General features: G+C 71.4%; 15 protein-coding genes. 10 read left to right on the forward strand and 5 right to left on the reverse strand.

Translation table 11 applies throughout. The annotated features are described in order from the left end of the window. Positions 1–28: 28 nt before the first annotated feature. Complete coding sequence (gene glgX, locus ABZT06_RS18420; RefSeq protein WP_355741434.1) at positions 29–2,263, forward strand: glycogen debranching protein GlgX; 2,235 nt, start codon at positions 29–31, stop codon at positions 2,261–2,263. Between the two features lie 16 nt (positions 2,264–2,279). Here the strand turns inward: glgX and ABZT06_RS18425 are convergent, their stop codons facing one another. From ABZT06_RS18425 to ABZT06_RS18440, 4 genes are read right to left on the reverse strand one after another with little or no spacing between them, the layout of a single operon-like run. Further along, positions 2,280–2,918 (reverse strand): response regulator transcription factor, encoded by a 639-nt coding sequence (locus ABZT06_RS18425; RefSeq protein ID WP_355741436.1) that lies wholly within the window; start codon positions 2,916–2,918, stop codon positions 2,280–2,282. Further along, complete coding sequence (locus tag ABZT06_RS18430) at positions 2,908–4,155, reverse strand: sensor histidine kinase (RefSeq protein ID WP_355741438.1); 1,248 nt, start codon at positions 4,153–4,155, stop codon at positions 2,908–2,910. The genes ABZT06_RS18425 and ABZT06_RS18430 overlap by 11 nt, the downstream gene beginning before the upstream one ends. 38 nt (positions 4,156–4,193) lie before the next feature. Then, positions 4,194–4,928, reverse strand: coding sequence for an ABC transporter permease (locus tag ABZT06_RS18435; protein ID WP_355741440.1), 735 nt, complete (start codon positions 4,926–4,928; stop codon positions 4,194–4,196). Further along, on the reverse strand, positions 4,925–5,830 hold the full coding sequence (locus ABZT06_RS18440; RefSeq protein ID WP_355741443.1) for an ABC transporter ATP-binding protein: 906 nt from the start codon (positions 5,828–5,830) through the stop codon (positions 4,925–4,927). Before ABZT06_RS18440 ends, ABZT06_RS18435 begins: the two co-directional genes overlap by 4 nt. Before the next feature lie 183 nt (positions 5,831–6,013). Here ABZT06_RS18440 and ABZT06_RS18445 point away from each other — a divergent pair, with 183 nt between their 5' ends. The 7 genes from ABZT06_RS18445 (at position 6,014) to ABZT06_RS18475 (ending at position 17,982) form a co-directional block, all read left to right on the forward strand. Next, positions 6,014–7,798, forward strand: coding sequence for an ABC transporter ATP-binding protein (locus ABZT06_RS18445; protein ID WP_355741445.1), 1,785 nt, complete (start codon positions 6,014–6,016; stop codon positions 7,796–7,798). Continuing rightward, positions 7,795–9,657 carry an ABC transporter ATP-binding protein gene (locus ABZT06_RS18450; protein WP_355741447.1) on the forward strand — a complete coding sequence of 621 codons (1,863 nt, stop codon included), beginning with the start codon at positions 7,795–7,797 and terminating at the stop codon, positions 9,655–9,657. The genes ABZT06_RS18445 and ABZT06_RS18450 overlap by 4 nt, the downstream gene beginning before the upstream one ends. A gap of 28 nt (positions 9,658–9,685) precedes the next feature. Next, entirely contained in the window at positions 9,686–11,392 is a 1,707-nt protein-coding gene (locus ABZT06_RS18455; protein ID WP_355741449.1) for an ABC transporter ATP-binding protein, read from the forward strand. Continuing rightward, positions 11,389–13,167, forward strand: a complete 1,779-nt coding sequence (locus ABZT06_RS18460; protein ID WP_355741451.1) for an ABC transporter ATP-binding protein — start codon at positions 11,389–11,391, stop codon at positions 13,165–13,167. The genes ABZT06_RS18455 and ABZT06_RS18460 overlap by 4 nt, the downstream gene beginning before the upstream one ends. Positions 13,168–13,403: 236 nt before the next feature. Continuing rightward, on the forward strand, positions 13,404–15,449 hold the full coding sequence (locus ABZT06_RS18465) for a M4 family metallopeptidase (RefSeq protein ID WP_355741453.1): 2,046 nt from the start codon (positions 13,404–13,406) through the stop codon (positions 15,447–15,449). A 284-nt stretch (positions 15,450–15,733) separates the two neighbouring features. Continuing rightward, entirely contained in the window at positions 15,734–17,401 is a 1,668-nt protein-coding gene (locus ABZT06_RS18470) for a M4 family metallopeptidase (RefSeq protein WP_355741455.1), read from the forward strand. Between the two features lie 71 nt (positions 17,402–17,472). After that, positions 17,473–17,982, forward strand: coding sequence for a DUF1990 domain-containing protein (locus tag ABZT06_RS18475; protein WP_020124568.1), 510 nt, complete (start codon positions 17,473–17,475; stop codon positions 17,980–17,982). Positions 17,983–18,013: 31 nt separating this feature from the next. On the opposite strand, the gene ABZT06_RS18480 is transcribed toward ABZT06_RS18475, so the two are convergent. Next, a complete protein-coding gene (locus ABZT06_RS18480; protein ID WP_355741458.1) occupies positions 18,014–20,632 on the reverse strand; it encodes a glycosyltransferase family 1 protein in 2,619 nt (872 codons plus the stop codon). Positions 20,633–20,964: 332 nt separating this feature from the next. On the opposite strand from ABZT06_RS18480, the gene ABZT06_RS18485 reads away from it, so the two are divergent. Both ABZT06_RS18485 and ABZT06_RS18490 read left to right on the forward strand, forming a co-directional pair. Beyond that, entirely contained in the window at positions 20,965–22,167 is a 1,203-nt protein-coding gene (locus tag ABZT06_RS18485; protein WP_355741460.1) for a S8 family peptidase, read from the forward strand. 217 nt (positions 22,168–22,384) lie between these two features. Further along, positions 22,385–23,199, forward strand: an 815-nt coding sequence (locus ABZT06_RS18490) for a maltotransferase domain-containing protein (protein ID WP_355741461.1), incomplete at its 3' end; no start/stop codon positions are given.

Consider the following 23,199-nt stretch of genomic DNA (forward strand, 5'->3'; position numbering starts at 1 on the left):
CGTTCCACGAGCCGTGGGAGGCCGACCGGTGTCCAGCGCAGCCGAGCAGGAGGCGGTGACGGAAGCCGCCGAGGAGCGCCCCGCCGCGCTGGTGAACGGCGCGCAGCGGGGGATGCCGGCCGTGCCGGTGTGGCCCGGTGCGCCGACACCGCTGGGCGCCCGGTTCCGGGTCGGACCGGACGGGGTCGCGGGGACCAACTTCGCGCTGTGGGCGGGCGGCGCCGAGGCCGTCGAGCTGTGTCTGTTCGACGCGGCCGGCAAGGAGACCCGGGCCCGGCTCACCGAGCTCACGCACGAGATCTGGCACGGCTTCGTACCCGGTGTCATGCCCGGCCAGCGCTACGGCTTCCGGGTGCACGGCCGCTGGGACCCGTGGACCGGCGGCCGCTGGAACCCGGCGAAGCTGCTCCTCGACCCGTACGCTCGCGCGGTGGACGGCGACTTCAGCCTGCCGCCCGAGGTGTACGGCCATGTCCGCGACTGGCCCCAGCAGCAGGTCGCGGACACCGTGCGGGACGACCGCGACTCGGCGCCGTACGTCCCCAAGGGCGTGGTCGTCCACGATGACGACGACTGGGCGGAGGACCGCAGGCCGAAGACGCCGTGGGCGGACTCGGTGATCTACGAGGTCCATGTGCGGGGGTTCACCGCGCTGCACCCCGGCATCCCGGAGGAACTGCGCGGGACGTACGCCGGGTTGGCGCACCCGGCCGCGATCGAGCACCTCGTCCAGCTGGGTGTCACGGCCGTGGAGCTGCTCCCCGTCCACCAGTTCGCCCACGAGGACCATCTGCTGCGGCGCGGTCTCAAGAACTACTGGGGATACAACTCCATCGGCTACTTCGCGCCCCACGCGGGTTACGCCGCCTCCGGTACGACGGGCCAGCAGGTCGGCGAGTTCAAGCGCATGGTGCGCGCGCTGCACGCCGCCGGGATCGAGGTCATCCTCGACGTGGTCTACAACCACACCGCGGAGGCGGGCGAGCTGGGCCCCACGCTGTCGCTCAAGGGCATCGACAACCGCGGGTACTACCGGTTGCAGTCCGACGCCCGGCGCTACGCGGACTACACCGGCTGCGGCAACACCCTGCACGTGGTCCAGCCGCATGTCCTGCGGCTCATCACCGACTCCCTGCGCTACTGGGTGACGGAGATGGGTGTGGACGGTTTCCGCTTCGACCTGGCCGCCGCGCTGGCCCGCTCGATGCACGACGTCGACATGCTGTCCCCGTTCCTCGCGGTCATCGCCCAGGACCCGGTGCTCAGGCGCGTGAAACTGATCGCCGAGCCGTGGGACGTGGGCTCCGGGGGCTACCAGGTGGGTGCCTTCCCCCCGCTGTGGACCGAGTGGAACGACCGCTACCGCAACGCCGTACGGGACTTCTGGCGGGGCGCGCTCCCGGACGTACGGGATCTCGGCTACCGCCTCTCCGGTTCCAGCGACCTGTACGCGTGGGGCGGGCGGCGGCCGTACGCCTCGGTCAACTTCATCACCGCGCACGACGGTTTCACCCTGCGGGACCTGGTGTCGTACGAGAGGAAGCACAACGAGGCGAACGGCGAGGGCAACCGGGACGGCACGGACGACAACCGGGCGTGGAACTGCGGGACGGAAGGCGAGACGGACGACGAGCGGGTACGGGCGCTCAGGCGGCGGCAGCTGAGGAACCTGCTCACCACGCTGCTGCTGTCGACGGGCGTGCCGATGCTGGTCGCGGGCGACGAACTGGGCCGCACCCAGCGCGGCAACAACAACGCGTACTGCCAGGACAACGAGATCAGCTGGGTGGACTGGGGGCTGCTTGAGGACCCCGGCTGGAAGGCCCTGCGCGACCTGACCTCCCGGCTCATCGAACTGCGCCATCGTCACCCGGTCCTGCGCCGCCGCGCCTTCTTCTCCGGCCGCGCGCACTCCGCGGACGGCCTGCGCGACCTGGCCTGGTTCACCGCGCGCGGCACGGAGATGACGGAACGGGACTGGTACGCGCCCGCCGCCAGTCTCGGCATGTATCTGTCGGGACGGGACATCCCCGGCCGGGACGAGCGCGGCGCGCCGATCGTCGACGACAGCTTCCTCGCCGTCCTGCACGCCGGGGACCGGCCGGCGAGCTTCCTGCTGCCGGGGCCGCCGTGGGCGGAGCGGTACGAGGTGGTCGTCGACACGTCGAGGGAGGAACAGGGGGAGGCGCCGGGAGTGGTTCACCGGGCGGGGGCGTCGATCACGGTTCCGGCGCGGGCCGTTCTGCTGCTGAAGGTCGGCTGAGGCAGGCCTGCGGGCCCTAGCCGAGGATCCCCCGCTGGTACGCCGTGGCGACCGCCGCCGCGCGGTCCTTGACGCCCAACTTGGCGTACAGGTGGGTGAGATGGGTCTTCACGGTCGCCTCGCTGATGAACAGTTCGCGGGCGATCTCGCGGTTGGACGTGCCCTTGGCGACCAGGGCCAGCACCTCGCGCTCCCGGGCGGAGAGCGGTTCGTTGCCGGGGGCGCCGGGGGCACGGACCGCGGAGACCAGGCGGGAGGCGACGGCCGGGGAGAGGACCGTGCGGCCCGCCGCCGCGGCCCGCACGGCCGTGAACAGCTCGTCGCGCGGGGCGTCCTTGAGGAGGTAGCCGGTCGCTCCCGCCTCGATGGCGGGCAGGGTGTCGGAGTCCGTGTCGTACGTCGTCAGGACGAGGACCTTCGCGCGGGCCCCGGCGCGGGTCAGCTCGCGGATGGCGTCCACCCCGCCGCCGCCCGGCATCCGCAGATCCATGAGGATCACGTCCGGGTCGAGGGCGGCGGCCCGCTCGACGGCCTCGACGCCGTTGGACGCCTCCCCGAGGACGGCGAAGCCGGGCGCGGACTCGAACATGCCGCGCAGACCGTCCCGTACGACGGGATGGTCGTCGACGATCAGCACCGAGATGTCACCGGTCATGGCGGACCAACGGTACGCGAGCCGACAGCGCGGTGCCGTGGCCCGGTTCGGACTCGACGGTGAGGGAGCCCGCGATGCGTTCGGCGCGGGCCCGCATGCCGTCGAGACCGAAGCCCCCGGCGCGGGTGCGGGGCGGGAGGGCGAGGGGGTCGAAGCCGACGCCGTCGTCGCGGATGTCGAGGATGACCTCGTCGCCGAGGAAGGTCAGGGTGACGCCGAGGCGGGCCGCCCCGGCGTGCCGGAAGGCGTTGGAGAGGGCTTCCTGGGCGATGCGCAGGAGGGTGGCCGAGACCTCGTCGTGAAGCTGTTCGGTGGCTCCGGTGACGGTGAACTCGGCGCGGATCCCGGTCCGTTCGCCCCAGTCGGCGACGGTGTTCTTCAGCGCCTGGGGCAGCCCGTCGTGCTCCAGGGCGACGGGCGCGAGGTTGTGCACCGAGCGGCGGGCCTCGCCGAGGCTGTGGCGGGCGAGGTCCATGGCCCGGTGGACGTGCTCACGGGCCTGCTGCTCGTCGGGCGTGTTCACGACGACCTGGAGCTGGGCGATGATCCCGGTCAGGCCCTGGGCGAGGGTGTCGTGGATCTCGGCGGCGAGCCGCCTGCGCTCGTCGGCGACGCCCGCCTCCCGTGCCTGGACGAGGAGTTGGGCGTGAAGGGCGGCGTTCTCGTCGAGCGCCTGCTGCAACGCCTCGATGGTCGAGGCCCGTTCGCGGGAGCGCTGTTCCTCCTGCTCGGTGATGTGGGCGACGAACGCCTGGAGGCCGAAGTTGACGACCAGGAGCCCGGCGAACCCGAGCCACTGGGCGGTGCTGGTCACCGGCAGTCCACCGACCTGCGCGCCCGCCACGATGACCGCGCTCGCGAACAGTCCGAGCCGCCGCCACATGCCGGGGATCAGCTCGTCGGCGTCCATGTAGCCGGTGGCGGCGTAGAACGCGAAGAACGGGTTGATCCAGGTGAGGACGAAGGCGATCGCCCAGCGGACGGCGTAGTACGCCGTCCCGGCCCGGGAGGGGCTGCGGCCGCGGTCGGCGCGGCGGTGCCGGGTGCCGTGCCACCACACCTGGAGCACGATCGCGGCGGCGACCAGGGCCCCGGCGGTGTACCACTCGGCGGGGCTGTCCATCAGGTCCGCCGAGGCGACGACCGCGAGGACGGCGCTGACGCCGAGCAGCGCGTACGGCCCCCAGATGTGCAGCTGTTCCAGGCGCCGCTCGATCTGTGTGTCCACCACGGTCATGTCCTCAGTCTGCACGGCGGTTCGCACGGGTCTGCCCCCTACTCCCAGCGGAACCAGCGCGACGCGGCGGCCGTGAGCAGCACCGTCCAGGCGACGAGCACGCCGAGGTGGGTCCAGCCCGGCCAGTCGCCGGCGGCGGCCCGGTTCAGGGCCTCGGCGGCCGCGCCGAACGGCGTGTACCCGACGATCCGGGCGAGCACGTCCGGCATGGTCTGCACCGGTGCCCACACGCCCGCGCAGAACATCGCCGGGAAGAACACGGCCGACCCGATGGCCCCGGCGATCTTCGTGGTCCGGGACAGCGCGGAGACCACCGCGCCGAGCGCGAGGGCGACGAGCACGGCGAGGACGAGCGCGAGCAGGTATCCGAGGGGCTGCTCGGGCAGTCGTACGGCGAAGGCGAGCCGGCCTACGAGGAGGGCGAGCAGCGCGGACGCCAGGGCGGCACCGCCGTAGACGGTCATCTGGGCGGTGAGCAGGGCGGTCGGCCGGACCGGGGTGGTGGACATGCGGCGCAGGATGCCGCGTTCGCGGTAGCCGGTGAGGGTCTGCGGCATGGACTGCAGGCCGCCGACGATCAGACCGAGGAGCACCGCCACGGGGACGTAGACGTCGATGGTCCTCAGGCCGCCGAGGTCGGCGTCGTGGTGCCGGAAGGACGGGATCGAGCCGAGGATGACCAGGAGCAGGGTCGGGAACAGCAGGATCCAGAAGAGGGCGCCCGGTTCGCGGCGGAAGAGGCGGACCTCGGTCCGCAGTACGGCGGTGTTCATGCCGTGGCCTCCTGGGTCAGGTCGAGGAACGCGTCGTCGAGGGTGGCGTCCACGACGCGGAGCTGGTGGGCGGTGACATGCCGCCGGGCGAGCAGGGTGATCACGGCGTTCACGGTCTCGTCGGTGCCGGACAGGGTGAGACGGCCGTCCCGGTCCTCGATCGAGGCGAGCGCGGGCAGGGTGTTGAGCTCGTGGGCGTCGAGCGGGGCGGACGGGGTGAAGCTGATGACGGTGGCGCCCGCGGAGCGCTTGATGAGTCCGGCCGGGGTGTCCAGGGCCGCGATCCGTCCCTTGTCGATCACGGCGATCCGGTCGCAGAGCCGCTGCGCCTCCTCCATGAAGTGGGTGACCAGCAGGACGGTGACGCCGTTCGCGCGGATGTCGTCGATGAGGTCCCAGGTGTCGCGGCGGGCGCGCGGATCGAGGCCGGTGGTCAGCTCGTCCAGGACGACGACCCGGGGGTTGCCGACGAGGGCGAGCGCGATGAACAGGCGCTGCTTCTGGCCGCCGGACAGCTCGCCGAACCGGGTGGTGAGTTTCTGGGTGAGCCCCAGCCGCTCGGCCAACGGCCGCCAGTCGAGCGGCCTGTCGTAGAACGTGGTGTACAGCTCCAGGGCCTCGCGGACGGTGAGCTTGGCCTGGAGTTCGCTCTCCTGCAACTGGGCGCCGAGGACGCGGGACACCCGCGCGTGGTCGGCGACGGGGTCGAGGCCGGTGACCCTGACCCGGCCCGCGTCGGGGAGCCTCAGGCCCTCCACGCACTCGACGGTGGTGGTCTTGCCGGCGCCGTTCGGACCGAGGACTCCGAAGATCTCGCCCTCCTCGACGGCGAAGGAGACACCGTCGACGACGGCCCGGCCGCCGTAGGACTTGCGCAGTTCGCTGACTTCGATGACGGACATGGCGTCAGCGTCCCGCGCAGGGCCGCGCCGCCACATCGCCCGTCGCGCTCGACCCGGCATCAACCGATCGGTGGATGCGGCCGTACGACCCCTCGAACACGCAGGTCGTAGGTCCATCGGCCGATTCCGGTCCGGCCAAAACTCGGTGGGCGTTGTCAGTGCCGATCCGTAGGCTCGCAACTGATGTCCCTCACACGTGCAACCACCAAGGACCGATCGGCCGTAAGGACCCTGCTGCGCCTGTGGCCGTATGTCCGGCCGGCCCGTGCGCGGCTGTCGACGGCCGCGCTCGTGGCGATCCTCGCCTCCTGTACGGGGCTGGTGATCCCGCTCGTCCTGAAGTGGATGGTGGACGGCCCGGTCGCCGACGGAGACACGGCGGGCGTGTGGCTCGGGGCGCTGTACCTGCTGCTGCTCGGGTTCGCGGAGGCGCTGCTGTTCGGGCTGCGGCGGTGGCTGGTGGCGAGACCGCTCTCCCACGTGGAGGCGGAGATGCGGGCGGGCCTGTACCGGCACCTCCAGCGCCTCCCGGTGGCCTTCCACGACCGCTGGGCGTCCGGCCAACTGCTGTCCCGGGCGACCACGGACCTCATGCTGCTGCGCATGTTTCTCGCCTTCCCGCTGACGTTCCTGCTGGTCAACGCCGTCACCATCGTCGTCGGCGTGATCATCATGCTGCTCCAGGACTGGACCCTGGGCCTGGTGATCCTCGGGCCGGCCATCCCGGTGATGGTCACCTGCGTGATCTTCGAGAAGCGCTACGCGAGCGTGGCCCGCCTCGCCCAGGACCAGGTCGGCGACCTCACCACGGTCGTCGAGGAGAGCGTCCTCGGCATCCGCATCATCAAGGGATTCGGCCGGCACCGGTCACAGGCGCGGGCGTTCCGGGAACTGTCGGGCACCCTGCGCGGCACGGAACTGCGCAAGGCGGGCCTCCTGGCCACGATCTGGGGCGTCATCGTGACGTTGCCGGAGGTGGCGATCGGGGCGGCGCTGGTGCTGGGCTGCATGCAGGTGGCGGACGGGGATCTGTCGGCGGGAACGCTGGTGGCGTTTCTCTCCACAGCTCTGGCGCTGCGCTGGCCGGTGGACTCGATCGGCTTCTTGCTGGCGATGAGTCAAGAAGCGGCGACAGCGACAGAGCGCTATTTCGAAGCGATGGACGAAGTACCGGAGGACGAGACCTGCTCGACCCGTCCCCGCCGGCCCGCAGCCGACCACGACGGCCTCCGCTTCCACAAGGTCCGGTTCCGCTACCCCGACGCCCCCGAGGACTCCCCGCCCATCCTCGACCTGATCGACCTCCACATCCGCCCGGGCGAGTCCATGGCCCTGGTGGGCTCGACCGGAAGCGGCAAGACGACCCTCACCGCCCTCGTCCCCCGTCTCCACGAGATCACTTCCGGCCACATCACCCTGGACGGCGAGGACATCACCGCCATGCCCAGGGAGACGCTGCGCTCACTCGTCGCCGTGGCCTTCGAGGACCCCACCCTCTTCTCCACCAGCGTCGGCGACAACGTGCTGATGGGCGCGGACGAGCGGGAACTGGACCGCGCCCTCGCCGTGGCCCAGGCCGACTTCGTGCACGCCCTCCCCCAGGGCACCGCGACCCAGGTCGGTGAACAGGGCCTGAGCCTCTCCGGCGGCCAGCGCCAACGCGTGGCCCTCGCCCGGGCCGTCGTGGGCAAGCCCAGGTTCCTCGTCCTGGACGACCCGCTGTCCGCCCTGGACGTCCACACCGAGGCCGCCGTCGAAGCCGCGCTGCGGGACGTGCTGGCGGACACCACCGCCCTCATCGTCGCCCACCGCCCCTCCACCGTGCAGCTCGCCGACCGGGTCGCCCTGCTGTCGGGCGGCCGCATCACGGCCGTGGGCACCCACCACGAACTCCTGCGCACCAACGCCGAGTACGCACACCTGATGTCCGGGTCCGGAAAGCCTCAGGAAGGGGAGGACGCCCGATGACGGCCCCCACGACGTCCGCGCCCGCGTCGGACGAAGAGCCCGAGCTCCCCAGGCCGAAGGAGACCGACGCGGCCTTCGACCAGGACCGCCTGCCCGCTCCCCCGGGCGCCACCGGCCTCCTGCTGCGCTCCCTGCTCGCCCCCATGAAGGCACGGGTCACCCTGACGACCCTTCTGCTGCTGCTCCAGCAGGCGGCCGTGCAGGCGGGTCCGCTGCTGGTGGCGTACGCCATCGACCGGGCGGTGCCCGCGTTCCGGGACCACGACAACGGCCCGCTGATCGCGGTCGGCGCCGGCTACCTGCTGTGCGCGCTGGCCTCCGGCGGGCTCCAGTACGCCTTCATCCTGGCCTCCGCGCGCGTCAACCAGGACGTCCTGCTCGACCTGCGCGGCCGGATCTTCCGCCACGCGCAGGCGCTGAGCGTCGACTTCCACGAGCGCTACACCTCGGGCCGGCTGATCTCCCGCTCGACGACGGACGTGGAATCGCTGCGCGAACTGCTCAGCGAGGGGCTTCAGGAACTCGTCACCGTCATCCTGTCCTTCCTCTACATCTCCGCCCTGCTGCTCTGGCTGGACCTCGGGCTCGGCGCGGTCGCGGTGGCGTCGTTCGTGCCGCTGTACCTGCTGGTGCGGGGCTACCGGCGGCGCGCGGGGCAGGTGTACCGGAAGCGGTCGACCGCGATCGCCGCCGTGATCGTGAAATTCGTGGAGACGATGAACGGCATCCGGCCGGTGCGCGCGTTCCGCCGCGAGGCCGCCAACGACGCCGACTTCGCCGTACTGAACAAGCGGCACGAGCGGGTCAACGGGGACGCGCTCCTGGAGATGGCCCGCTATGTCGTCACCTCTCGGCTGGTCGCCAACACGGCCGTCGCGGGGATCGTGCTGTGGGGCGCCTACCGGGTGGCGCAGGACTCCCTGGAGCTGGGTGTGCTGGCCGCCGCGGTGCTGTATCTGCGGCGGCTGTACGACCCGATCGACCGGCTCGGGATGTTCCTGAACTCCTACCAGTCGGCGGCGGCCTCCCTGGAGAAGATCGCGGGCCTGCTCGCCCAGACCCCGACCGTGCCGGAGCCGTCGGTTCCCCGGCGGCTCCCGGCGCTCGAGTTCTCGGACCGCCCTGGCCGTGAGGTCGTCTTCGAGGGTGTCTCGTTCGGCTACCGCACCGGCGGCGAGGTGCTCCCCCGTTTCGACCTCACCCTGCCCGCCGGGCAGACCGTCGCGGTGGTCGGCTCGACCGGCGCCGGAAAGTCGACCCTGGCCAAGCTGCTCGCCCGTTTCTACGACCCCTCGCACGGCCGCGTCCTCCTGGACGGCGTCGACCTGCGCGAGCTCACGACGCCCGAACTGCGGCGCGGGGTGGTCATGGTGACGCAGGAGGCGTTCCTGTTCTCCGGCACGGTCGCCGAGAACATCGCGATCGGCCGCCCGGACGCCACCCGCGAGGAGATCGAGCAGGCCGCGAAGGCGATCGGGGCGCACGACTTCATCAGCGTGCTGCCCGACGGGTACGACACGGACGTACGCAAGCGGGGCGGCCGTATCTCGGCGGGTCAGCGCCAACTCGTGGCGTTCGCACGGGCGTTGCTCGCCGATCCGGCGGTGCTGATCCTGGACGAGGCGACCAGTTCGCTCGACGTCCCGGGTGAGCGGGCCGTGCAGCGCGCGATGGCGACGGTCCTGAAGGGCCGTACGGCCGTGGTGATCGCGCACCGGCTGTCGACCGTGGAGATCGCCGACCGGGTACTGGTCATGGAGCACGGCAGGATCGTCGAGGACGGCACACCGGCCGAACTCGTGGCGGGTACGGGCCGGTTCGCGGATCTGCACCGGGCCTGGCGGGACAGTCTGGCGTGAGCCACCACATGGGTGACCAGGGGGACGTGTGATCGACGCGTACGAGGATCCCGGCACGCCGGACGTCCGCGGTGGCTGGCGGTATCTGTGGTGGCTGGTGCGCCGTCAGCCGGGGCGGTCCGTGGCCGGGGCGCTGCTGGGCAGCTCCTGGATGGTGCTGCTGGCGGCGACCCCGTACCTGATGGCGAAGGCGATCGACGAGGGCCTGGAGCCCGGCGACCGGGCGGCGCTCGCCGGGTGGAGCCTCGCGCTGTTCGCGGTCGGTTCGTTCAACGCCTGGCTGAGCATCATGCGGCACCGCACGATGACCCGGGTGCGGATGGACGCCAACTTCCGCACGGTCAAGGTGGTCGTCGGCCAGGCGGTCCGCCTCGGGGCCGCGCTCTCACGGCGGACCGGGGCCGGGGAGGTCGTCACGATCGGCGTGGGTGACGTGCAGACGATCGCCCAGGCCCTGACCGTCGTCGGCCCGGGCGTCGGCGCGTGTGTCGCCTATCTGACGGTGGCGGCCCTGCTGGTGTCGGTCTCCCTGGTCCTCGCGGCCGTGGTCCTCCTCGGCATCCCGGCGATCGTCCTCCTCGTGGGCCCCTTCCTGTCCCGCCTCCAGGGCGCCGAGACGGAGTACCGCGACCGCCAGGGCGTCCTCACCGCCCGTATCGCCGACCTCGCGGGCGGCCTGCGCGTCCTCAACGGCCTGGGCGGCAAGGGCCTGGTCGCCGACGCCTTCCACCGCGACAGCCGGCACCTGCGGGTCCAGGGCTACCGGGTCGGCGCGGTCACCAGCTGGGTCCAGGCCCTCGGCGTGGGCCTGCCCACCCTGTTCCTCGCCGTCGTCACCTGGCTCGCCGCCCGCCTGGCCGCGCAAGGGGACATCACCGTGGGCGAGTTGGTCGCGGTGTACGGCTATGTGGCGGTCCTGGTGGGCCCGGTGGCGTTCTGGGTGGAGTGCGGGTACCAACTGAGCCGGGGTGTGGTGGCGGCGCGGCGGGTCGTGGACTTCCTGCGCCTGGAGCCGTTGGAGGACACGGGCACGCGTGACGCCCCGGCGGAGCCGTCGGTGCTCTGCGACCCGGCCTCTGGCGTACGCGTGCTGCCGGGCCGCCTGACCGCGCTGGTCTGCGCGAGCCCTGCGGCCGCGGCGGCCGTCGTGGACCGTCTCGGCCGCTACGAACCGTCAACGGCGACCTGGGGCGGAGTCCCCCTGTCTGACATTCGACTGCCCCAGGTCCGAGAGCACATCTTGGTGGCGGACCACGAGGCGGACCTGTTCGCGGGAAACCTGAGCGAGGTGATCGCGCCCCGAAGGGGCGCGACAAGCCCCCACGCCGCCGCGGCCGCCCTACACGCAGCCGTGGCGGACGACATCGTTCAAGGTCTCCCGGACGGCCTCGACTCCCCGATCGACGCCCAGGCCCGCAACCTCTCCGGCGGCCAACGCCAACGCATCCGACTGGTACGGGCCCTGCTCGCCGACCCGGACATCCTCCTGGCCGTAGAACCCACCTCCGCCCTGGACGCCCACACGGAGGCACTGGTGGCAGACCGGCTCAAGACCGCCCGCAGCGGCCGCACGACAGTCGTCACCACCACCTCCCCGCTCGTCCTCGACCACGCCGACACGGTCCACTACCTGGTCGACGGCAAACTCACGGCGACCGGAACCCACCAGCAACTCCTCACCGAGGAACCGGGATACCGCGCCCTGGTCGCGCGAGACGCGGAGGTCATGAAGTGAGCAGGGGCCACCTCCCGGTCGCCGACCAGGCCACCGTGCGGCGCGCGTCCGTCCGGCTGATCCGCAGGGACACCCGCGCCTTCACCGCCGTACTCGCCCTGAACGCACTGACCGCCCTCACCGGACTGGCCGGCCCCTGGCTGCTCGGCCGGATCATCGACGAGGTGCGCGCCGGTGAGGGGGTGGCCGCGGTGGACCGGCTCTCACTCGTCCTCGTGGTCTGCGCGGGCGCACAGCTCCTCCTCGCCCGCTGGGCCCGCTATGTCGGCCACCGGTTCGGGGAACGCACCCTGGCCCGCGTCCGCGAGGAGTTCGTGGACCGCACGCTCGCCCTGCCCGCCTCCGTCGTGGAACGCGCCGGCACGGGGGACCTCACCGCCCGCGGCACCGCCGATGTCGCCACCGTCGGCACCACGCTCCGCGACGCCGGTCCCGAACTGCTCATCAACTCGGTGCAGTTCTTGTTCCTGCTCGCGGCGGTGTTCGTCCTGGATCCGCTGCTGGGCGCGGTCGGCGTGTTCGGTCTGCTGCCCATCTGGTTCGTCCTGCGCTGGTATCTGCGCCGGGCGAGGGACGGCTATCTGGCGGAGGGCGAGGCGACCTCCGACGTCGCCGAGATCCTCGCGGCCACCGCGTCCGGCGCCCGCACGGTCGAGGCACTGCGGCTGGAGGAGCGGCGCGTCCGGGCGAGCCGGGACGCCCTCGACACGGCTCGCCGCACCCGTCTGTACACCCTCTACCTGCGCAGTGTGTTCTTCCCTGTGGTGGAGGTGGCGTACATCCTGCCCGTGGCCGGTGTGCTCGTGGTCGGCGGAATGCTGCACGCGCGGGGCCTGATGAGCCTGGGCTCGGTCGTGGCGGCCGCCCTGTATCTGCAGCAACTGGTCAATCCACTCGACCAGATCCTGGTGCGGGTCGAGCAACTTCAGTCCAGCGGCGCGTCGTTCGCCCGTGTCGAGGGTCTGGCCGCGGCCCCGCGTACCGGCTCCCGGAGCTCTCCCACTCCCACCGACGACCGCATCGACGTCACCGACGTCCGCTACACCTACGGCCGCGGTGGCGAGGTCCTGCACGGCGTCGACCTGACCGTGCGCCCCGGCGAACGGCTCGCGGTGGTCGGTCCGTCCGGTGCCGGGAAGACCACCCTGAGCAGGCTGCTCGCGGGTGTCGACGCGCCGACCTCCGGATCGGTGACCGTCGGCGGGGTCCCGGTCGTCGGCCTGGACCCGGAGCAGCTGCGCCGCCAGGTCGTCCTGGTCACCCAGGAGCACCACGTCTTCCTGGGCACGGTCCGCGACAACCTCCTCATCGCCGAACCCGGTGCCGGGGACGAGGAGTTGTGGGCCGCCCTGGCCGCCGTAGGGGCCGACGGGTGGGTGCGGGAGCTGCCCGAGGGGCTGGACACCGCGCTCGGTGCGGACGGTTGCCGCACCGACGGTTCGCAGGCGCAGCAACTCGCCCTGGCGCGGGTGGTGTTGGCGGACCCGCACACCCTGATCCTCGACGAGGCGACCGCGCTCCTCGATCCCACGACGGCGCGGCACACCGAGCGCGCCCTGGGTGCCGTACTCGAAGGGCGCACGGTCATCGCGATCGCGCACCGGCTGCACACCGCGCACGACGCGGACCGGGTGGCGGTGATGGAGAACGGCCTGCTGACCGAACTCGGCACGCACGAGGAGCTGGTGGCGGCGGACGGGGCGTACGCGGCGCTGTGGGGGTCGTGGCACGGGGACCGGCCCCCGCTGTCCGACCAGGGTGGCAAGTCCGTATAGCGAACATGAACTCCCGGACAACGAACGATTTCCGGCCAAATTTCTGACGCGGTCCTGACAGTACGGGCTTTCCGGTGCCACTCTTCCCACGGCCGCCTCACAGCAACCTCACAGATTCACCGCTGTGTTCTGATCCGCGGTCACCTGCACCTCGTTCCGCGTACCGCCCGGACGGTCGACCCACCGTCCGGTCTCCCCTGGCCGCGTGATCCGCGGCCGCGCAGAAGGAGTCAGTGTTGAGAGACAGTTCCTCCCACAGACGCACCCCCCACACCCTGCACCGCAAGGCCGCCGCCGTGGCCCTGGTCGGTGTCTCCGCCCTGATCGCCGCCGCCGTCCAGTCGGGCGCCGCCACCGCGGCCCCGCAGCAGGCACCGTCGGCCGCGGGCAAGGTGCTCCCGGGCGCCGAGTCCCTCAAGCTCACCCCCGCCCAGCGTGCCGAGCTGATACGCGAGGCGAACGCCACGAAGGCGGACACCGCCAAGGACCTCGGCCTCGGCGCCAAGGAGAAGCTGGTCGTCCGTGACGTCGTCAAGGACGGCGACGGCACGCTGCACACCCGCTACGAGCGCACCTACGACGGCCTGCCCGTCCTCGGCGGCGACCTGGTCGTGGAGACCGCGAAGTCCGGTGCCACCGAGGGCGTCGTGAAGGCGACGAACAAGACCATCAAGGTCGCCTCGGTCACGCCCAAGGTGTCCGCCGCCAGGGCTTCGGCACAGGCCCTGAAGGCCGCGCAGGCAGCGGGCGCCGACAAGGCCGGCACCGACCGGGCCCCGCGCAAGGTGATCTGGGCCGGCAACGGCACCCCGACCCTGGCGTACGAGACGGTCGTCGGCGGCCTCCAGGAGGACGGCACGCCGAACCAGCTGCATGTCATCACCGACGCCGCGACCGGCAAGAAGCTGTACGAGTACCAGGGCATCGAGACCGGCACCGGCAACACCATGTACAGCGGCACGGTCACCCTCGGCACCACCCAGTCCGGGTCGACGTACAACCTGACCGACGGGGCGCGCGGCAACCACAAGACGTACAACCTCAACCGCGGCACCTCCGGCACCGGCACCCTCTTCTCGGGCCCGGACGACGTGTGGGGCAACGGCAGTGCCTCCAACACGGAGACGGCCGGCGCGGACGCGCACTACGGCGCCGCGCTCACCTGGGACTACTACAAGAACGTGCAGGGGCGTTCGGGTATCCGCGGTGACGGGGTCGGGGCGTACTCCCGGGTCCACTACGGCAACGCGTACGTCAACGCGTTCTGGGACGACAGCTGCTTCTGCATGACCTACGGCGACGGCTCGGGCAACACCCACCCGCTGACGTCGATCGACGTGGCCGGTCACGAGATGACCCACGGCGTCACGTCGAACACCGCGGGGCTCAACTACTCGGGCGAGTCCGGCGGGCTGAACGAGGCCACCTCCGACATCTTCGGCACGGCGGTCGAGTTCTACGCCAACAACTCCTCCGATGTCGGTGACTACCTCATCGGCGAGGAGATCGACATCAACGGCGACGGCACGCCGCTGCGTTACATGGACAAGCCGAGCAAGGACGGCGCGTCGAAGGACAGTTGGTACTCGGGCATCGGGTCGGTGGACGTCCACTACTCGTCCGGCCCGGCGAACCACTTCTTCTACCTCCTGTCGGAGGGCAGCGGCACCAAGACCATCAACGGTGTCACCTACAACTCGCCCACCTCGGACGGTCTTCCGGTCACCGGCATCGGCCGGGACAAGGCGGAGAAGATCTGGTTCCGCGCGCTGACCACGAAGTTCACGTCCACGACCAACTACGCGGCGGCCCGCACCGGCACCCTCGCGGCCGCCGGTGAGCTGTACGGCACCACGAGCGCCGAGTACACGGCCGTGGCGAACGCCTGGGCGGGCGTGGCGGTCGGCTCGCGTCCGGGCGGCGGCGGTGGCGGCACCTCGTTCGAGTCCACCACCGACGTATCGATTCCGGACAACGGGGCGGCGGTCAATTCGCCTATCACCGTCTCAGGGCGTACGGGCAACGCGCCCTCGAACCTCGCGGTCTCGGTCGACATCGTGCACACCTACATCGGTGACCTCCGGGTGCAGTTGATCGCCCCCGACGGCACGGCGTACACGCTGAAGGCGTACGGCACCGGCGGCAGCACCGACAACCTCAACACCACGTACACGGTGAACGCGTCCTCCGAGGTCGCCAACGGGACCTGGCAGTTGCGGGTCCAGGACAACGCGGCCCAGGACACCGGCTACATCAACGGCTGGAAGCTGACCTTCCCGTAGGCCCGTGCCCTCCAAGTCAGGGCGCCGTCCCGGTGGTTCGAATCCCCGGGGCGGCGCCCTCTTTTTACCCTCGCATGACCGACGACTTGTTGGGGCTTTGCCCAGGTCAACTCGGTTTACATGCCTGCAATGTTCATCAAGCCGTCGACTTTCAGCCAACATCACTTGAGGGTCATGACATGTACGCGCCTTGATGCCACGCTTCCTCACAACCGCCGCACAACTTCACAACCACCCCGGCAGGCAACCCCACGCCGTCCGGGCTCCCCCACGAAGGAGCTTGTGTGACCCCCCTCTACGCGCGTCACAAGCGCACCACCCTGGCCATCGCCACCGCCGTCGCGGCCGGGGCCCTGCTCACCACCGGTCTGACCACCGGAAGTGCCGCCGCCGTGACCCCGGCCGAAGGCACCGGCAAGGCCACCCTCGCGGGCGCCCCGGCCCAGCTGTCCGCGGCCGCGCGCACCTCCCTCATCAAGGAGCAGCAGGCCGACGCCGGGACCACGGCCCGGGAGATAGGCCTCGGCGCCAAGGAGAAGCTGGTCGTCAAGGACGTCGTGAGAGACGCCGACGGCACGGTCCACACCCGCTACGAGCGCACCTACGACGGTCTGCCCGTCCTCGGTGGCGACCTGGTCGTCCACGAGTCGAAGTCCGGTGCGACCGAGGGTGTCTCCAAGGCGACGAACAAGACCATCAAGGTCGCCTCGCTGACCCCGAAGCTCACCGTCGCCAAGGCCGAGGCCCAGGCGCTGACCGCCGCCAAGGCCGCGGGCTCGGACAAGACCGCCGCCGACGGCGCGCGCAAGGTGATCTGGGCCGGCTCGGGCACCCCCGTCCTCGCCTACGAGACGATCGTCGGCGGCTTCCAGGACGACGGCACCCCGAACCAGCTGCACGTCATCACCGACGCCGCCACCGGCAAGAAGCTCTACGAGTACCAGGGCATCGAGAACGCCACCGGCACCGGCAAGAGCCTGTACTCGGGCACGGTCAGCCTGGAGACCACCCTGTCGGGCTCGACGTACCAGCTGACCGACGGCACGCGCGGCAGCCACAAGACGTACAACAAGGCGCACGGCACCAGCTCCTCCGCCGGCACCCTGTTCACGGACGCCGACAACACCTGGGGCACCGGCGCCGCCTCCAGCTCCACCACGGACCAGACGGCGGCCGTCGACGCCGCCTACGGCGCGGCGGAAACCTGGGACTTCTACAAGTCCACCTTCGGCCGCAGCGGCATCAAGAACAACGGCGTCGGCGCGTACTCCCGCGTGCACTACGGCAACCAGTACGTGAACGCGTTCTGGGACGACAGCTGCTTCTGCATGACGTACGGCGACGGCGAGGGCAACGTCAGCCCGCTCACCTCGCTGGACGTGGCCGGGCACGAGATGAGCCACGGCGTCACCGCGAACACGGCGGGCCTGAACTACTCCGGCGAGTCCGGCGGCCTCAACGAGGCGACCTCGGACATCTTCGGCACGGGTGTCGAGTTCTACGCCAACAACTCCAAGGACGTCGGTGACTACCTCATCGGCGAGAAGATCGACATCAACGGCGACGGCACCCCGCTGCGCTACATGGACAAGCCCAGCAAGGACGGCGGCTCGGCGGACTCCTGGTCCTCCTCGGTCGGCAACCTGGACGTCCACTACTCGTCGGGCGTCGCGAACCACTTCTTCTACCTGCTGTCCGAGGGCAGCGGCGCGAAGACGATCAACGGCGTGTCCTACAACTCGCCGACGTCCAACGGCTCCACGGTCACCGGCATCGGCCGCGCCAAGGCGCTGCAGATCTGGTACAAGGCGCTGACGACGTACTTCACGTCGACGACCAACTACAAGTCGGCGCGCACCGGCACGCTCTCCGCTGCGTCCGCCCTGTACGGCTCCACCAGCGCCGAGTACAAGGCGGTGGCGGCGGCCTGGTCGGCGGTCAACGTCAGCTAGTGGTCCCGAGGATCTGACGGGCGGCACCCGGACCGAAGGCAGGTCCGGGTGCCGCCCTACTCTTGGGTCTCATGTCCTTCACGTACGACGACGTCGGCGCGACCCGGCGGAGCGGATTCTGCCCGCCCGGCTTCCACCCCCTGCACGTCCGCACGCGCATCGGCGAGGGCCACGACGTCTTCCGGAAGGCCTCCGAGGCGGTCCTGACCTGGGAGATGCACCGCGCGCTCGGCGTCGGCATAGACGCCACCGCGGACCGCGCGGCCCCCGACGTGGACGTGACGGTCACCCTGGCCGGCGTCATCAAGGCCCCGTGCCGGGTGGTCTGGACGGTCGAGGAACACCGCCGCGCGGGCTGGGCCTACGGCACCCTGACCGGCCACCCCGAATGCGGCGAGGAGTCCTTCGTCGTCGACCGCACGGGCGACGGCACGGTGTGGCTGACGGTGTCGGCCTTCAGCCGGGGCGCGAAGTGGTACTCCAGGGCGGGCGGCCCGGCGACCCGCGGACTCCAGCACGCCTACGCACGGCGGTGCGGAGCCGTACTGCGCCGGCTGTGCGGCGGAGAGGACGCGGGCTGAGCGCAGTGGCGCGGCCCGCGCCCCCCTTCGCTCACCGCAGGAGGACTCCCGCTCCTTCCACCACGTCCTCGGAAGGCACCGCCACCAGTCCCAGCTCCGAGCCCGACGCCAGCAGGCGATGCGCGGGCAGGATGCGGACCGTGTAGCCGAAGGGGCCCGTGCGGTCCAGGGACAGCGGGCCTTCGTACACCCACCGGCCCTCCGGGTCCGGGCCGCCCACCGACTTCAGCGGGACCGTCGCCGCGTCCGCGATGCTGTCCTCCTCGTTCACGCGGCCGGACACCGCCTGGACCTCCACGTCGTCCGGGCCGAGGGCGCCGAGGCCGACGCGGACCCTGAGTCCGAGCGTGGTGCCGAGTTCGGCCGTGGTCGTCGCGGCCGTGGTCTCCACGTGGTCGACCGTCACGCCGTGCCACTGCGCCCGCACCCTGGCCTTCCACTCCGCCAGTTCGCGCGCCGCGTCCGGGCCCATGGTGCGGTGGGCGTGGGCCGCGGGAGCGTAGAGCCGTTCCACGTACTCGCGGACCATGCGGCCCGCCAGGACCTTCGGGCCCAGCAGGGTGAGGGTCTGGCGGACCATCTCGATCCAGCGGTCCGGCAGGCCGCCCTGGCCGCGCTCGTAGAAGCGGGGGGTCACCCGCTGCTCGAGGAGGTCGTAGAGGGCGTCGGCCTCTATGTCGTCACGGCGGTCGGGGTCGGTCCCCACCCCGTCCGCCGTCGGGATGGACCAGCCGAAGTCGGGCTGGAACCACTCGTCCCACCAGCCGTCGAGGACGGAGAGGTTCAGGCAGCCGTTCAGGGCCGCCTTCATCCCGCTCGTCCCGCAGGCCTCCAGCGGCCGCAGCGGGTTGTTGAGCCAGATGTCGCAGCCCGGGTAGAGCTTCTGCGCCATCGCCATGCCGTAGTCGGGCAGGAAGACGATCCGGTGGCGGACCCGCGGGTCGTCCGCGAACCGCACCAGCTCCTGGACCAGCCGCTTTCCACCGTCGTCCGCCGGGTGCGCCTTGCCCGCCACCACGATCTGGATCGGGCGCTCGGGGTGCAGGAGCAGGTCCATCAGGCGGTCGCGGTCCCGCAGCATGAGGGTAAGGCGCTTGTACGACGGGACACGGCGCGCGAATCCGATCGTGAGGACGTCCGGGTCCAGCACGCCGTCGATCCAGCCCAACTCCGCGGTACCGGCGCCGCGTTGCCGCCAGGACGCCCGCAACCGGTCCCGCACCTCCACCACCAGCTGCTCCCGCAGCGAACGGCGCAGTTCCCAGATGTCCTGGTCGGGGATGTCCCCCACGGCGTCCCAGCGGTCCGAGCCGCCGACGGTCAGCGCGTCCTCGGTGCGCTGGGCGCCGATCTGCCGGGCGCCGAGCCGGAACACCTCGGGGGCGACCCAGGTCGGGGCGTGCACCCCGTTGGTCACGGAGGTGATCGGCACCTCCTCCGGATCGAATCCCGGCCAGAGCCCGGAGAACATCTCCCGGCTGACCTGCCCGTGCAACAGGGAGACGCCGTTGGCGCGCTGGGCCAGGCGCAGGCCCATCACGGCCATGTTGAAGAGGTTGGGTTCGCCGCCCGGGTAGGTCTCCATGCCGAGGGCGAGGATGCGGCCCACGTCCATGCGCGGGAGCTCGGCGTCGGGGCCGAAGTGCCGGGCGACCAGTTCGCGGTCGAAGCGGTCGATCCCGGCCGGGACGGGGGTGTGGGTGGTGAACACGGTCCCCGCGCGGACCGCCTCCAGGCCCGCGTCGAAGTCGAGCCCCTGGTCGCAGAGCTCGGCGATCCGCTCCAGACCGAGGAATCCGGCGTGCCCCTCGTTGGTGTGGAAGACCTCGGGGTCGGCGTGACCGGTCAGCCGGCAGTACGTCCGTACGGCCCGGACACCCCCTATCCCCAGCAGCATCTCCTGGAGCAGCCGGTGTTCGCTGCCGCCGCCGTAGAGCCGGTCGGTCACTCCGCGTTCGCCGAGACCGTTCTCCTCGACGTCGGAGTCCAGCATCAGCAGGGGCACCCGGCCGACCTGGGCGAGCCAGATCCGGGCGTGCAGCTGCGTGCCGCCGGGCAGAGCCAGCGACACCTGTGCGGGGGTGCCGTCGGCCTCCCTCAGCAGCGCCACCGGCAGTTCGTTGGGGTCCAGGACCGGGTAGTGCTCCTGCTGCCAGCCGTCCCGGGACAGGGACTGGCGGAAGTAGCCGTGGCGGTACAGCAGACCCACGCCGATCAGCGGTACGCCCAGGTCGCTGGCGGCTTTCAGATGGTCGCCGGCCAGGATTCCCAGACCGCCGGAGTACTGCGGCAGGGCGGCCGTGACGCCGAACTCGGGCGAGAAGTAGGCGACGGCGGCCGGGAGTTCTCCGGTGTGCGCCTGGTACCAGCGCTCACCGGTGACGTAGTCGCGGAGGTCGTCGGCGACCGCGGCGAGCCGGCGCAGGAAGTGGCGGTCCTCGGCGAGTTCGGCGAGCCGGGCGGGCCGCACGCTGCCGAGCAGCCGTACGGGATCACCGCCCGACGCGGCCCAGTGCTCCGGATCGACGGACTGGAAGAGATCGCGGGTCTCCGCGTGCCAGGACCAGCGCAGATTACGCGCCAGGTCGCTCAGGGGTCGCAGGGCATCGGGGAGTACGGGTCGGACGGTGAATCGACGGATCGCCTTCACATTCCACCTCGGCGAGCGTGCGGAGTGGGACACACGGCGGTGTGTGTCCTGTCGTCAACCCCGACGGTATCGGGGTGGGGGGTCTCGTCACCACGGCGCGGTTCAGGGCAGAAGGCCGTGTCGCCCTCAACCCGTGCCGGATCGAACAGTCCGGAAATCGCCGCAACCTCCCCACGTCCTCCCATAGCCGATATGGCCGATTACACCCCCGTAGGCGTCCTTGTGGTACTTCACACCGCACGAGAGGCTTCCCCATGGCGTACCGGCCGGCACCGGGTGCATCCGGTGGACCGCGGCCGCCGTACGCCGAGCTGAGGAGGGGAACGCAAGCCATGGCACGGACGCGAGATCGGCGTCTGCGCTGGGTGGGGGGCCTGGCCGCGGCGAGCTGTGCCGCCGTACTTTCGGCCATCGCCCCACCCGCGCACGCCGCACCGGAGGGGCGGATACTCGGCGCCGGAGAGCCCGGTTCCGTCAGCGGGAGTTACCTGGTGACACTCAAGGGGGGAACGAAGGCCCCGTCGGCGACCGGAAAGGGCCTCGCCGAGAAGTACGGGGCGAAAATCAGCCATACCTACGACACGGTACTCAACGGCTACGCGATCCAGGCCGGTGCGAGACAGGCCGGGCAACTCGCGGCGGACCCACGGGTCGCCTCGGTCGTCCAGGACACCCGGGTGACCCTGGAGGGCACCCAGAAGAACCCGCCGTCCTGGGGCCTGGACCGCGTGGACCAGCCGAAGCCGTCGCTGGACAGGTCCTACACCTGGCCGCGGTCCGCGGGTGCCGGGACGACGGTGTACGTGATCGACACCGGCGTCCGGATCTCCCACCAGGACTTCGGGGGCCGGGCGTCCTACGGGTGGGACTTCGTCGGCGGTGACGGCTCGGCGGGCGACGGCAACGGCCACGGCACCCATGTGGCGGCCACCGTCGCCGGCACCGGATACGGCGTCGCCAAACGGGCCGAGGTGGTCGCCGTACGTGTTCTCGACGACACCGGATCGGGCACGATCGCCCAGGTCATCGCCGGTATCGACTGGGTGACGCAGCATGCGCGCAGGCCGGCGGTGGCCAACCTCAGCCTGGGCGGCTACCACAGCGCCCAGCTGGACGCCGCCGTACGCGCCTCCATCGCGTCCGGGGTGACCTATGTGGTCGCCGCGGGCAACGACGGGCTGTCGGCCGGTCTCTACTCGCCCGCCGACGTGCCCCAGGCGATCACGGTCGGCGCGACCGACAGGAGGGACCGGCGGGCGGGTTTCTCCAACTACGGCTCGGCCCTCGACCTGTTCGCACCAGGAGTCTCGATCACCGCGGCGGGCATCGCCGGCGACACCGCCAGGGCGACCTACTCGGGTACGTCGATGGCGGCCCCGCACGCGGCGGGCGCGGCCGCGCTCTATCTGGCCGACCATCCGAGGGCCACTCCCGCACAGGTCGGCAAAGCCCTGGTGAAATCGGCGGCCGCCGGGAAGGTGTCCGGTCGGGGGGCCGGTTCCCCGGACAGGCTCCTCCAGGTGCCCGGTTCCTAGGGGAAGTGTCCGCAAGGCGGCCCCGTTCGGCCAGAACGGGGCCGGTTTTGTGTAAAGACATACGCGTGAGTAGTTAGCAAAGTGCCGGATTGCCCACCCGAATAGGGTGGGAAGGCTCCCCCGGTACACGGCTCAGGTAGGTTCACTGAGACGCCACGCAGGACCCCCCTCCCCACATCCATCCGCCCACCCGAAGTTGACGCGGACAGGAGCGGTCATGCCCGCCACGCACCACTCGTCAGCACCCCTGACGTCCAGCACCGACGCACCCACGACGCGCCCCGCCGACCCCGGACCACCGCCCCAGGAGCGACCCTCCACGGAAGCGGGCCCGGCTCCGGCCATCGGGCGCATACCCGTCCTCGACGTCCGCCCGGTCGTCCAGCGCGGACGCCGGCCCGCCAAGGCGGTCGCCGGCGAAACGTTCGAGATCTCGGCCACCGTGTTCCGTGAGGGTCATGACGCGGTCGCCGCCAATGCCGTACTGAGGGATCCGGAAGGCCGCGCCGGACCCTGGACCCCCATGCGGGAACTGACCCCCGGCACCGACCGCTGGGGCGCCACCGTCACCGCTGGCGCACCCGGGCTGTGGACCTTCACCGTCGAGGCCTGGGGCGACCCGATCACCACCTGGCGGCACCACGCCCAGATCAAGATCCCGGCCGGCATGGACACCGAACTGGTCCTGGAGGAGGGCGCCCGGCTCTACGAACGGGCCGCTGCCGGAGTCCCCGACGACGGGCGCAACGGCGTGATCCTCGCGGCCATCCGCGCCCTCCGTGACGAGACCCGGCCGGCCGCCGCCCGGCTCGCCGCCGCGCTGACCCCCGAGGTGGACGCGGTGCTGGCGCGGTATCCGTTGCGGGAGTTGATCACGGCGTCGGAGACGCTGCCGCTGCTGGTGGAGCGGGAGCGGGCGTTGTTCGGGTCGTGGTATGAGTTCTTCCCGCGGTCGGAGGGCACCGCGGAGCGGCCGCACGGCACGTTCCGTACGGCGGCCCGCCGGCTGCCGGCGATCGCCGCGATGGGCTT

Origin of the sequence: Streptomyces sp. NPDC005483, assembly GCF_040606035.1 — a bacterium.
Classification (GTDB): domain Bacteria; phylum Actinomycetota; class Actinomycetes; order Streptomycetales; family Streptomycetaceae; genus Streptomyces.